Source organism: Bradyrhizobium sp. AZCC 2262 (assembly GCF_036924535.1).
Classification (GTDB): domain Bacteria; phylum Pseudomonadota; class Alphaproteobacteria; order Rhizobiales; family Xanthobacteraceae; genus Bradyrhizobium.
The window spans coordinates 7,574,984-7,588,540 of record NZ_JAZHRT010000001.1; the positions used below are offsets into that span (position 1 = coordinate 7,574,984).

Annotated in this window: 9 protein-coding genes; 7 read left to right on the forward strand and 2 right to left on the reverse strand. The window is 63.6% G+C overall.

The annotated features are described in order from the left end of the window. Positions 1-95 precede the first annotated feature (95 nt). Positions 96-3,251 (reverse strand): efflux RND transporter permease subunit, encoded by a 3,156-nt coding sequence (locus V1283_RS35610; protein ID WP_334391268.1) that lies wholly within the window; start codon positions 3,249-3,251, stop codon positions 96-98. After that, the gene (locus V1283_RS35615; protein ID WP_442895910.1) at positions 3,248-4,369 is read right to left on the reverse strand and encodes an efflux RND transporter periplasmic adaptor subunit; all 1,122 of its coding nucleotides are present in this window, start codon (positions 4,367-4,369) and stop codon (positions 3,248-3,250) included. The genes V1283_RS35610 and V1283_RS35615 overlap by 4 nt, the downstream gene beginning before the upstream one ends. A 574-nt stretch (positions 4,370-4,943) precedes the next feature. Here V1283_RS35615 and V1283_RS35620 point away from each other — a divergent pair. The 7 genes from V1283_RS35620 to V1283_RS35650 all read left to right on the forward strand — a co-directional run bounded on the left by V1283_RS35620 (position 4,944) and on the right by V1283_RS35650 (position 13,555). Continuing rightward, complete coding sequence (locus V1283_RS35620; RefSeq protein ID WP_334391269.1) at positions 4,944-6,098, forward strand: iron-containing alcohol dehydrogenase; 1,155 nt, start codon at positions 4,944-4,946, stop codon at positions 6,096-6,098. A 16-nt stretch (positions 6,099-6,114) separates the two neighbouring features. Beyond that, complete coding sequence (locus tag V1283_RS35625; RefSeq protein WP_334391270.1) at positions 6,115-7,665, forward strand: AMP-binding protein; 1,551 nt, start codon at positions 6,115-6,117, stop codon at positions 7,663-7,665. Between the two features lie 296 nt (positions 7,666-7,961). Then, positions 7,962-9,557 carry an ABC transporter substrate-binding protein gene (locus tag V1283_RS35630; protein ID WP_334391271.1) on the forward strand — a complete coding sequence of 532 codons (1,596 nt, stop codon included), beginning with the start codon at positions 7,962-7,964 and terminating at the stop codon, positions 9,555-9,557. A 144-nt stretch (positions 9,558-9,701) separates the two neighbouring features. Further along, positions 9,702-10,649 carry an ABC transporter permease gene (locus V1283_RS35635; protein WP_334391272.1) on the forward strand — a complete coding sequence of 316 codons (948 nt, stop codon included), beginning with the start codon at positions 9,702-9,704 and terminating at the stop codon, positions 10,647-10,649. Between the two features lie 4 nt (positions 10,650-10,653). Beyond that, on the forward strand, positions 10,654-11,547 hold the full coding sequence (locus V1283_RS35640; RefSeq protein WP_334391273.1) for an ABC transporter permease: 894 nt from the start codon (positions 10,654-10,656) through the stop codon (positions 11,545-11,547). After that, the gene (locus tag V1283_RS35645; RefSeq protein ID WP_334391274.1) at positions 11,547-12,560 is read left to right on the forward strand and encodes an ABC transporter ATP-binding protein; all 1,014 of its coding nucleotides are present in this window, start codon (positions 11,547-11,549) and stop codon (positions 12,558-12,560) included. Before V1283_RS35640 ends, V1283_RS35645 begins: the two co-directional genes overlap by 1 nt. Further along, complete coding sequence (locus V1283_RS35650; protein WP_334391275.1) at positions 12,557-13,555, forward strand: ABC transporter ATP-binding protein; 999 nt, start codon at positions 12,557-12,559, stop codon at positions 13,553-13,555. The genes V1283_RS35645 and V1283_RS35650 overlap by 4 nt, the downstream gene beginning before the upstream one ends. Positions 13,556-13,557 lie beyond the last annotated feature (2 nt).

Genomic DNA, 13,557 nt, shown 5'->3' on the forward strand with positions numbered 1-13,557 from the left:
ACACTATTCAATAACCCCGCACCTGCCCATCCATTTCGGATAAGCCTAAAGTATTGGGGAACTTGCGATTTAGGCCGCACGGGCCGCGCCATGCGTTATGCCGCGACCGTATCCTTGCGAGGCTTTGGATCGGCCAGGTTGCGGACGATCACATAGAAGATCGGCGTAAAGATCAGGCCGAACAGCGTCACCCCGAGCATGCCGAAGAACACGGCGACGCCCACCGCCTGCCGCATCTCCGACCCCGAGCCCGACGAGATCACCAGCGGCAGCACGCCGAGGATGAAGGCGAACGACGTCATCAGGATCGGCCGCAACCGCAACCGGCAGGCTTCGATCACGGCCTCCAGCCGCGGCTTTCCCTCAAGCTCGATGTCGCGCGCGAACTCGACGATCAGAATGGCGTTCTTTGCCGCCAGCCCCACCAGCACCACAAAACCGATCTGGGTCAGGATGTTGACGTCCTGCCCCATGATCCGTACGCCGATGGTCGCAGCGAGCAGGCACATCGGCACGATCAGGATCACCGCGAACGGCAGGCTCCAGCTACCGTATTGCGCCGCCAGCACCAGGAACACGAACAGCACGCAGATCGGGAATACGTAGAGACCGGCATTGCCGCCAGTGACCTGCTGGTACGAAAGGTCGGTCCATTCGAACGAGAAACCGCTCGGCAGCGTTTCCTCCGCGAGCCGCTTCATGGTGTTGATCGCGGTGGCCGAACTCGTGCCCGGCAACCCCTCGCCCTGCAGCTCCGCCGCCGGATAGAGATTGTAGCGGGCGACGCGGTCGGGACCGGAAACGTCGCGGAAATCCACCACGCTGCCGAGCATCACCATGTCGCCGGCGGCGTTGCGGGTGCGCAGCCGCGCCAGATCGGATCGCTCTTTTCTGAACGGCAGGTCGGCCTGGGCAGTGACGTGATAGGTGCGGCCGAACAGGTTGAAGTCGTTGACGTAGGTCGAGCCGAAATAGGTCTGGATGGTTTCGTTGACGTTCGCAATCGGCACGCCGAGTTTCTGCGCCTTGACCCGATCGATATCGACGAAGAGCTGCGGCGTATTAGCCGTGAAGGGCGAGAACACCTGCGTCAGCCCAGGTGCCTTGCGCGCCGCGTTGACGAGTTCGTCGTTGGCGGCGGCCAGCAGTTCGGGGCCGCGGCCCTGGCGATCCTGAACCCGCATCGTGAAGCCACCCCCGGTGCCGATGCCCGGCACCGGCGGCGGCGGAATGACGATGATGAACGCCCCTTGAATTGCGGACAGGCGCTTGCGCAGATCGTTCGTGATCACCGCCGCGGTCAGACCCTTCTTCAGGCGTACCTCCGGCTCTTCGAACACCGGGAAGAGGGCCGCCGCATTGCCCGCCTGTGTTCGGGTCGCGCCCGAAAATCCCGCGAATGCCGCAACGCGGATGATGCCCGGGGTGTCCAGCGCCGTTTTCTCGATCTGCCGGACGATGTCGGTGGTGCGCGCCAGCGACGCCGCGCCCGGCAACTGCGCCGACACGATGACATAGCCGCGGTCCTGCGCGGGAATAAAACCTTGCGACGTGGTGGCAAGCAGCCATCCGGCACTGCCGATCAGCGCCACGTACAACAGCAGCATCACCGCCGCATGCCGGATCACGAAATCGGCCGCCCTGGCGTAGCCGTGCGACAGCCGATCAAAACCGCGGTTGAAATAGCCGGTGAACGTGTCCCAGCCGCGCGCGATGAAATTCCAGCGTGCCGGTGGCTTTTTCTCCTCATGCGGCACCAGGATCAGCGAGGCCAGCGCCGGCGACAATGTCAGCGAGCAGAAGCAGGAGATTGCGGTCGCAACCGCAATGGTGACGGCGAATTGCTGGAAGAACTGCCCGGAAATGCCGCCGAGGAAGGCCGTCGGCACGAACACTGCGCACAGCACCAGCGCAATCGAGACCAGCGCGCTGCCGACCTCCTCCATGGTCTTGAGCGCCGCATCGCGCCGGCTCATGCCGTGCTCGAGGTGCCGTTCGACGTTTTCCACCACCACGATGGCGTCGTCGACGACGATGCCGACCGCGAGCACGAGCCCGAACAAGGTGAGATTGTTGATGGAGAACCCGAGTGCCGCCATCACGGCGAACGTGCCGACCAGCGATACGGGGATGGCGATGATCGGAATGATAGCCGGCCGCCAGCCCTGCAAAAACACCAGCACGACGATGACGACCAGCAGCATCGCCTCATAGATCGTCTTGATCAGCTCGTGGATGGATTGCGCGATGAATTCGGTGGGGTTGTAGCCGATGTTGTAGTCGAGGCCCTTTGGAAAACGGGTCTTCAGCCTCTCCATGGTATCGGAAATGCCTTTCGCGGTCGCCAGCGCGTTCGATCCCGGCCGCTGCGTCACCAGCAGCGCGACCGCCGATTTGCGCAGCAAAAAGCTGTTGGTCGCATAGGACAACGCACCGAGTTCGACCCGCGCTACGTCGCGCAACCGCACGATTCGGCCGTCGGCGCCGGCCCTGACGACGATGTCCTCGAACTGCTTCTGATCCTTCAGGCGCCCGATAAAGGTGAGATTGGGCTGGAACGCGCGGTCGGCGATCGGCGGCTCCCCGATCTGGCCGCCCGTGATCTGCAGGTTTTGCGCGCGGATCGCGGCCACCACTTCGGCAGAGGTCAGACCGAGCGTTGCGATCCGGTCCGGATCCAGCCACAGCCGCATCGAGTAGTCGCGGGCGCCGAACATCTGGATGTCGCCGACGCCGTCGAGGCGGAGCAACTCGTCGCGCACCTGCAGCAGCGCATAGTTGCTGATGTAGAGCTGGTCGAAGCTGTCGTCCGGCGACAGCATGAAGACCACCATCAGGATGTCAGGACTGTTCTTGCGGGTGACGACGCCGTTGCGCTGCACTTCTTCCGGCAACCGCGGCTGTGCGATCGCGACCCGGTTCTGCACCAGCACCTGCGCCTTGTCGAGGTCGGTGCCAAGCTTGAAGGTGACCGTAATGGTCAGATTACCGTTCGAGGTCGCCTGGCTGTAGAGATACAGCATGTCCTCGACGCCGTTGATCTCCTGCTCGATCGGGGCTGCAACCGTGTCGGAAACGGTCTGCGCGGTGGCGCCCGGATATTGCGTGGTGACCACCACCGTCGGCGGCACCACTTGCGGATATTCCGAGACCGGCAGCGTGGTGTAGGCGATCGCGCCGACGATCAGCAGCACGATCGACAGCACCATCGCCAGGATGGGCTGATTGATGGAGAGCCGGCCGAGATTCATGTCTTGCCACCGGCCGGCTTGACCTCGGCTGTCTGCGGCGTGACCTTCGCGCCCACCCGGGCCCGCTGCAGGCCGTCAATGATCACGCGGTCTTCCGCCTTCAGCCCCTCGCGGATCACGCGCAGCCCCTCGTCGAGGGGGCCGAGCGTGACCGCCTTCGCCTCGACCGTGTTGTCGTCCTTGACGACGAAAACGATCTTGCGCGACTGGTCGGTCGCAATTGCCGTATCCGGCAGCAGCAACGCCTCATAAGGCGCGCTGCCGATCAGCCGGACGCGTCCGAACTGGCCGGGCAGGATCGAAAGATCCTTGTTCGGGATCACCGCGCGGCTGCGCAACGTGCCGGTCGAGACATCCAGGCGGTTGTCGAGGAAATCCATCTTGCCCTCATGCGAGGGCTTGGTTTCGCCGGTCAGCGACACCTCGACCGGGTTTGGCGTATCGCGCGAGCTTGGCCGCTTGCCTTCGAACCAGAGCTTGCTGTTCCGCAAGTAAGTTGCCTCGTCGACGTCGAAATAGATGTAGATCGGATCGAGCGAGACGATCGAGGTGAGCAGCGTGGCGCCGCCCTCGCTGCCCTGCACGAGATTGCCTGGGGTGACGAGGTGGCGGCTGACGCGGCCGGTGATCGGCGCCATCACATGGGTGAACTCGATGTTGAGCTTGGCCGCCTTGAGCGCGCCTTCGGCCTGCATTTCCGCCGCATGGGCCGCCTGCAAGGTCTGGCGGCGCTGGTCCACGATCGACTCCGAAACCGCCGAAGTCACAACCAGTGTGAGCGCGCGGTCGAGTTCGCGCTTGGCGAGTTCGGCTTTCGCGCGTGCATCGGACAACTGGCCGTCGGCCTGTTCGGCGACCGCCTCGAATGGCCGGGCATCGATGACGTACAGCAGATCGCCCGTGCGCACGATGGCGCCGTCGCGAAATTCGACGCTGGTGACGAAACCGCCGACGCGGGCGCGAACCTGGACCTCCTGCACCGCCTCGAACCGCCCGGTGAATTCATCCCAGTCGGTAACGGTACGCTTCACCGGCTGCGCAACGGTGACGGGCGGCGCCGCAGCGGCCGGCTGCTGTGGCGGCTTGTCGCCGCACGCCGACAGCGCCAGCGCGAGCACCGGGGTCAACCATTTGAGGCCATGAGGTGAGCGAACGGCGATCCCCGCCGGCCAAGCCGGACGTTTCAATTGCTCAGTTGCAGTCAATCCCCATCTCCCTCTCGACATCCCTGATGGATGAAAGCCGCCGTGGAACTTATGGCGGAGGCCACAGATGTGATCGGTTCCCAGTCTCGTCAAGAAGCCACGGGGATCAAGCACAATCGTTACGCATCCGCGTAGCCAACGGGCCACACCATGCGGATCTCCCGTTTTTCCGCAGTGCGATGACGGCAGAATCGTCGCAGCTAATCGCCGACTGATGACGAAAACGTGACGCGAGATCGCGGACGCATACTCAGTTGTCATCGTCCGCGAAGGCGGACGATCCAGTATTCCAGAGGCGCCAGTGATTAAACCGATAGGCCGCGGCGTACTGGATACCCCGCCTTCGCGGGGTATGACGGCTCGTACGGTTTGTGCGGGGATTGAGCACTCCAGCTCCATCTTCGGGCATGACGTCCCGAAATTCCTCCGCTAACCTTGCTGGCCAAGGCCCGCAACAAGGGCCAGAAAATGTCCGGGGAGGACAGCCGTGCACAAAGGGCGTGTCGTATTCGGCGCGATGGATGAGGTTGTGTTCGGGCGGCCGGCGTCCGAGGCGCTCATCGAGCAGTTGAACCGGCTCGGCACGAAACGCGCCTTCCTGATGGTCAGCGGCACGCTGAACCGCGAAACCGACGAGATCGAGAACATTCGCCGCGTGCTCGGGCCGCGCTGCGCCGGCACCTTCGACGCGATGCCGCCGCACACGCCGCGCGCGGCCGTCATTGCCGCGGCAGACCAGGCGCGCTCCGCCGGTGCCGACGTCATTGTTACCATCGGCGGCGGCTCGATCACCGACGGCGCCAAGGCGGTGCAGCTTTGCCTCGCCAACGATATCCGCAATCCCGACGACATCGACAGGATCAGATCGGGTCGCGGCGCTTCGCCGCAGCTCAGCCCGCCGACGGTGCGCCAGATCAGTGTGCCTACCACGATTGCCGGCGGCGAGTTCTCCGCCACGGCTGGCGTCACCAACGAGAAGACCAGGGTCAAGGAAGCGTTGCGCCATCCGCTGTTGATGCCCCGCGCCGTGATCCTCGATCCCTGGCTCGGCGCGCACACGCCGGAATGGCTGTGGCTCTCGACCGGCATCCGCGCCGTCGATCATTGCGTCGAGGGCATCTGCTCGCGCGAGGCGCAGCCGTATGGCGACGCCCAGGCGCTGAAGGGCCTGTCGATGCTGGCGCAGGCGCTGCCGCGGGTGAAGGCCGACGCCAAAGACCTCGACGCGCGGATGGATTGCCAGATCGGGACCTGGCTTTCGACCGGCCCGCTGGCTTCCGGCGTGCCGATGGGGGCCAGCCACGGCATCGGCTATGTGCTCGGCGCGGAATTCGGCGTGCCGCACGGCTACACCTCCTGCGTGATGCTGCCGGCGGTGATGCGCTGGAACATGTCAGCCAATGCCGAGCGGCAGGCGCTGGTCGCGGCCGCGATGGGACGTCCTGGCGCGGACGCCGGCGACGTGCTCGACGAATTCATTCGAGGCCTCGGCATGCCGCGCAGCCTGCGCGACGTCAAGGTTGGGCCTGAGCATTTCGACCGCATCGCGCTGGCAGCGATGGCAACGCCCTGGGTGCCGCGAAACCCGCGCAAGATCGAGGGGCCGGCGCAGGTGCGCGAAATTCTGGATATGGCCGCGTAAGGAGACCAAAGCCAACATGTATACCGGCAAGCATGCTCATCTTCGTCCGCTTCAGCCCGCCTTCATCATGGCAAGCACGGGCGAGGCGGTGACCTACCGTGAACTGGACGCCCGCAGCAATCGGCTGGCGCATCTGTTTCGCAACCGCGGCCTCAAGCGGCTCGACCACTATTCGATCTTCATGGAGAACAACAGCCGCTACTGCGAAGCCTGTGCCGCGGGCGAACGGAGTGGATTGTATTATACCTGCGTGAATTCCTACCTGACGGCGGGCGAACTCGCCTACATCCTCACCAACAGCCAGTCGCGCATTCTCATCACCTCAAAGACAAAACTCGATATCGCGCGCGAGGCGCTGAAGGAATGCCCGAAGGTCGAGCTTTGCATTGTCGCCGACGGCGAAGGCGAAAGCGACCGCATCGTCGGACTGCAGGCTGCGACCGCGGATATGCCGAGTTCGCCGATTGCCGATGAATTCATCGGCACCGCGATGCTCTATTCGTCCGGAACCACCGGTCGCCCCAAGGGAATCCTGCGCCCGCTGCCGGATCAGCCGCCGACCCAGCGACTGCCGCTGTTCGATTTCCTGGAAAAGCTCTGGCAGTATCGCGAAGGCATGATCTACCTGTCGCCGGCGCCGCTCTACCACTCGGCGCCGCAGGCGGCCGTCAACCTCACCATCGGCATCGGCGGCACCGTCGTGATCATGGAGCATTTCGATCCCGAGCAATATCTGCAGCTCATCCAGAAATGGGGCATCACGCATACCCAGCTGGTGCCGACGATGTTCTCGCGGATGCTGAAACTGCCGGAGGAGGTGCGCAAGCGCTACGACCTCTCCTCACTCGAGATCGCGATCCATGCCGCCGCGCCCTGCCCGGCGCTGGTCAAGGACGACATGATCAAGTGGTGGGGACCGATCATCCACGAATATTACGGCGCCACCGAAGGCCTCGGCTTCACCGCCTGCAATTCGGAGCAGTGGCTGGCGCATCGCGGCACCGTGGGCCGAGTGCTGCTCGGCGACCTCCACATCATGGACGAGAACATGAAGCCCTGTCCGAAGGGCACGGCGGGCACGGTGTGGTTCAAGACCGCAAGCCCGTTCGAATATTTCAACGATGCTGCCAAGACCCAGGAGGCCCGCTCGGTCGACGGCAGCATGAGCACGGTCGGCGACGTCGGCTATGTCGACGAGGACGGCTATCTCTATCTGACCGATCGCGCGACCTTCATGATCATCTCCGGCGGCGTCAATATCTATCCGCAGGAATGCGAGAACCTCCTGATCACCCATCCCAAGATTGCGGACGCGGCGGTGTTCGGCGTGCCCAATCCCGATCTCGGCGAGGAAGTGAAGGCGGTGGTGCAACCGATGCCGGGGGTTTCCCCGTGCACAGAGCTGGCCGAAGAGCTGATCACCTTCTGCAGCCAGTCGCTGTCGCGCCAAAAGGTGCCGCGCTCGATCGACTTCGAGGCCGAATTGCCGCGGCTGCCGACCGGAAAACTCTACAAGCGGCTGTTGCGCGATCGCTATTGGGGCAACAAGACCTCGCGGATCGTGTGAAGCGGGTCCGGACCAGATCATTGGTAGCGAACGCCGATCTGTCGAAGCGCAGTGGTGCGGTGCATCATCGCCGGGTGAGACATTTTGGCGCGAGCCGCATTGCGACGGCTGCACGGCAACGCGCCCGGCGAGCTTGCTGCAAGTGGCTGAAAACGCGGCGCGCAAGTTCCGCCACGCGGATTTCGATTAGTCCGAATTGCCAATCCTCGCATTGGCTTGTCAGGTTGCCCCAAGGCTATGCCGTGGTATCCTCGATACCAATCGGCCTATTGAGACCGAAAAATGTGGAGGGGATCATGCGGAGCGTGCAAGCGCTTGCCGTCGCGGCATTGTTATTGCTGCCGGCTTTTGACGTTGCATCGGCGGGCGAGCCGAAACAGGGCGGGATCCTCAGGGTCTATCACCGCGACAGCCCGGGCAGTGCCTCGATCCACGAGGGCGCGACCTACTCGATCAACATTCCCTTCATGCCGGTTTTCAACAACCTCGTCGTGTTCAAGCAGGACGTGGCGCAGAACAGCGTGGATTCGATTGTCCCCGATCTCGCGGAGAGCTGGGCCTGGAGCAGCGACAACACGAAGCTGACCTTCAAGCTAAAGCAGGGCGTCAAATGGCATGACGGCAAGCCGTTCACGTCCGCCGACGTCAAATGCACCTTCGACATGCTGATGGGCAAGTCGCAGCAGAAGTTTCGCCAGAACCCGCGAAAGTCCTGGTACGACCAGGTCAGCGACGTCACGACATCAGGCGATTTCGAGGCGTCGTTCAACCTGAAACGGCCGCAGCCGGCGCTGCTTTCGCTGCTCGCCTCCGGCTACACGCCGGTATACCCCTGCCACGTCTCGCCGGGCGAGATGCGCACCCATCCGATCGGCACCGGCCCATTCAAGTTCGTCGAGTTCAAGGCCAACGAATCGATCAAGCTGACGAAGAATCCCGACTACTTCAAGAAGGGCCTGCCGCACCTCGACGGCATCGAATTCACCATCATTACCAACCGTTCGACCGCCATTCTCGGATTCGTCTCCGGGAAATTCGACATGACGTTCCCGACCGAAGTCTCGATCCCGCTGCTCAAGGACGTCAAGACGCAGGCGCCGAACGCGGTTTGCGTGGTCGAGCCGATCAACGTCGCGACCAACATCATCGTCAATTCGTCCTCCCCGCCGTTCGACAATGCCGACATTCGCCGTGCCCTGGCGCTGGCGCTGGATCGCAAGGCGTTCGTCCAGATCATGTTCGAGGGGCAGGCCGATATCGGCGGGACGATGCTTCCGGCGCCGGGCGGCCTTTGGGCGATGCCGAAGGAAATGCTGGAATCGATCCCCGGCTACGGCCCCGACATCAACGCCAACCGGGAAGAGGCGCGCAAACTGATGCAGAAGGCAGGTTACGGCCCGGACAAGCACCTCGCCGTCAAGGTCTCGACGCGCAATATTCCGGTTTACCGCGACCCTGCGGTCATCCTGATCGATCAGATCAAGAGCATCTATATCGACGCCGAGCTCGACGTCGTCGACACCGCGCAGTGGTTTCCGAAAGTGGCGCGCAAGGACTATGCGCTCGGCCTCAACCTCACCGGCAACGCCGTGGACGATCCCGACCAGTCCTTCTACGAGAACTATTCCTGCGGATCGGAGCGGAACTACACCAATTACTGCAACAAGGAGATCGAGAAGCTGTTCGACCAGCAATCCGCCGAGACCGACAAGGAGAAGCGCAAGAAGCTGGTTTGGGAAATCGACAAGAAATTGCAGGAAGACGTGGCGCGCCCGATCATCTTCCACGGCCGCATGGGTTCGTGCTGGCAACCCTACGTCAAGGGCATCACCATCATGGTGAACAGCTCCTATAACGGCTATCGTTACGAAGACGTCTGGATGGACAAGTAAAGTCCAGCCGCGAACATGGCGTTTTCGAGCGAAGTGGAATCCGGGTTCGCGTGAAGAAAACGCGTCAAAACAACAAAAACTGGAGTTCGGTTCTGATTTAGTCAGAATCGAACTCAAGCCATTCGTCCAGGGAGAACCGCCCAGGTGTTTGCTTATATCGTGCGACGCCTCGCCTTGATGCTCGTGACCCTGGTCGGGATCTCGATCATCATCTTCGTGCTGCTGCGCGTCGTTCCCGGCAACATCGTCGACATCCTGTTCGACGCCGCCGGCTTCGTCGATCCCACCGACAAGGCCAATCTCGAAAAGGAACTCGGCCTCAATCTGCCGATCTACCAGCAATATCTGAACTGGATCGGCGGGTTGCTGCATGGCGACCTCGGCTATTCCTATGTATCGGAAAAGCCGGCGCTGCAGGAGATCCTGCCACGGATTCCGATCACGGCGCGGCTGGCGGCCCTCGCCCTACTGTTCTCCGCCTCGATCGGCATTCCGCTCGGCGTCATCAGCGCCGTACATCAGGGCTCGCGGCTCGACTATACCTTGCGCGTCGTCAGCCTGAGCGGCCTGTCGCTACCGTCCTTCTGGCTGGGGCTGCTGATCCTGATGGCGTCGGTTTCGCTGTTCGGCAGCATGCCGATCTACAATCCGAACCCGAAGACCTGGACCGAGGCCTTCGCGATCTATGCCGTTCCAGCGATGGCGGTCGGCTTTCGCAGTGCCGCGCTGACCATGCGCATCACGCGTTCCTCGATGCTGGAAATCCTGCGGCAGGACTATATCCGCACCGCGCGCGCCAAGGGCGCCTCCGAGGCCTCGGTCAATTATCGCCACGCGCTGAAGAACGCCATTCTCCCGGTCATTACCGTGATCGGCATCGAGGCGGCGTTCCTGATCGGCGGGCTGATCGTCACCGAAACCGTGTTCAATATTCCCGGCGTCGCCCGCTTCCTGGTCGAAGCGCTACGCTGGCGCGATTACCCGATCGTGCAAAACCTCGTGATGCTGATCGCCGTGGTCGTGGTGGTCGCAAACTTCACCGTCGACATGCTTTACGCCGCGATCGACCCGCGCATCCGGTATGGGGACTAGTCGTTTGGCCACGATCAACTTCGACAGCGAGTTAAGACGGGCCGGCGCCCAATCGACGCATGGCTGGCGCCGGCTGCTGTTTCTCGCGCAACGCTATCTGCTCGGCACCATCGGCCTGTTCATCATGGTGCTGTTCGTCTGGATGGCGATCTCGGCCGACCTGATCTGCCGCTTCAGCCCGCTCAGCGTCGATTCCGCGCACCGGCTGGCGGCGCCCGACGCCTTGCACTGGATGGGGACGGATTCGTTCGGCCGCGACGTCTGGAGCCGGATCGTGCATGGCGCGCGGATCTCGCTGGCGGTCGGCATCGGCGCCACCGCGCTCGGATCGTCGATCGGCGTCATCGTCGGCCTCGCCTCGGGATATCTGTCGGGCTGGGTCGACCTGCTGTTCCAGCGCATCACCGACATTCTGCAAGCGCTGCCCTTGCTGGTGCTGGCGCTGGTGATGACGGCGGCGCTCGGGCCGTCATTGCCGAACGTGATCATCGCCATTGCGATCCCGCTGATCCCGACGGTCGCCCGCGTGATCCGCGCCAATACGCTGGCGCTGCGCGAACTGCCGTTCGTGGAAGCCGCCAAATCGATCGGCATGAGCGAGACCCGCATCGCGCTTCGCCACGTGCTGCCGAACACGCTGGCGCCGCTGATCGTGCTGGCGACCGCGCAGCTCGGCTCCACCATCCTCACCGAGGCCTCGCTTTCGTTCCTCGGCCTCGGCATTCCCGAGCCTTATCCGTCCTGGGGCCGCATGCTGTCGGAATCGGCGGCCGAATATGTCCGCACCGCGCCGTGGCTGGTGATCTTCCCTGGAGTAGCCATCAGCCTTGCGGTGTTCGGCACCAATCTGTTCGGCGATGCGCTACGCGACATCCTCGACCCGAGGCAGCGCGGCTGATGACCGAGGCGCAGAAGGACGACATGGTTCTCGATGTGAAGAACCTGCAGACGGTGTTCTTCACCAATTCGGGACTGTTCCGGGCGGTCGACGACGTCTCGTTCAGCGTCCGCCGCGGCGAGACGCTGGCGATCGTCGGCGAATCCGGCTGCGGCAAGAGCGTGACCGCGCTGTCGGTGATGCGGCTGGTGCCTGACCCGCCGGGCCGGGTGATCGGCGGCTCGGTGACGCTGGAGGGGACCGATCTGCTCGGCCTCGACGAGGCCGAAATGCGCAAGATCCGGGGAAATCGGATCTCGATGATTTTTCAGGAGCCGATGACCTCGCTCAATCCCGTGATGCGGATCGGCGACCAGATCACCGAGGTGCTCCGCCTGCACCGGGAAATGACGTCCAAGGAGACGTGGGCGAAGGCGGTCGAGATGCTGCGTCTCGTCCGCATCCCCGAGCCGGAGCGGCGGGCGCAGGAATATCCGCATCAGCTTTCCGGCGGCATGCGGCAACGCGCGATGATCGCGATGGCGCTGGCGTGCCGCCCGGCGCTGTTGATCGCGGACGAGCCGACCACCGCGCTCGACGTGACGATCCAGGCGCAAATCCTGGCGCTGATCGTCGATCTGCAGAAGACGCTCGGTACCGGCCTGATCCTGATCACGCATGATCTCGGCGTCGTCGCGCAGACCGCCCAGCGCGTCATCGTGATGTATGCCGGCAAGAAGGTCGAGGAAGCGACCGTGGAAGACCTGTTCGCGAATCCGAGGCACCCCTACACGCGCGGGCTGATGGCCTCGATGCCGGCGGTGATTTCGTTCGGCGCCAAGACTGATGCGCGGCTGAACGAAATTCCCGGCATGGTGCCGTCGCTGACGAACCTGCCGCCGGGCTGCGCCTTTGCGCCGCGCTGCAGCCTCGCCGTGGACCGCTGCCGCGCAGAATACCCGCCGCTGCAGGAAGTCGACGGCGATCACTTCGCGGCGTGCTGGCGCGCAGCGGAATTGGTGGGCGCGCCATGACCGAGCAACGCCCCCTCCTGGAAGTCACCGACCTCGTCAAGCACTACGCCGTGCGCGGCGGCATTTTGCGCCGGCGCGTCGGCACCGTGCATGCCGTCGACGGCGTCAGCTTTTCCGTCGGCAAGGGCGAGACGCTGGGGCTTGTCGGCGAGTCCGGCTGCGGCAAATCGACGGTGGCGCGCAGCGTGCTGCGGCTGGTGGAGCCGTCGAGCGGCGCCATCAAGCTCAACGGCACCGACATTACCGGCCTCAGCAAGGCCGAGATGCGGCCGCATCGCCGCTCGATGCAGATCGTGTTCCAGGACCCGTTTGCCTCGCTCAATCCGCGCATGACCGCGGGCGATATCGTCGGCGAACCGCTCAGCGTGCACGGTCTTGCCACCGGTCGCGCACAACAGGAGCGGGTCGCCGAACTGTTCGCGCAGGTCGGGTTGCGGGCCGACCAGATGAAGAACTACCCGCATCAGTTCTCCGGCGGCCAGCGCCAGCGCATCTGCATCGCGCGCGCGCTGTCGCTCGGGCCGAGTCTCATTGTGTGCGACGAGCCGGTATCGGCGCTCGACGTCTCGATCCAGGCGCAGGTGATCAACCTGTTGATCGACCTGCAACGCAAGAACGATTTTTCGTATCTGTTCATCGCCCACGACCTCGCCGTCGTCGCCCATATCAGCCACCGCGTCGCCGTGATGTATCTCGGGCGCATTGTCGAGATCGCGGACAAGTCCGAACTGTTTGCGAACCCGCGCCATCCCTATACGCAGGCACTGCTGGCCTCGGTCCCGATCGCCGATCCCAAGGCAAAGCGCCTTGCGCCCATGGTCGACGGCGACGTGCCGAGCCCGATCAACCCGCCCTCGGGTTGCGCCTTCCACACCCGCTGCCGCTACGCCATGGACCGCTGCAAGATGGAGCGGCCCGCGCTGGTGGAGGCTGGCGAAGGACATCAGGTGGCGTGTTGGCTGAACGAGGGGACGGGGCGCGCGGAGAATTTGTAAGA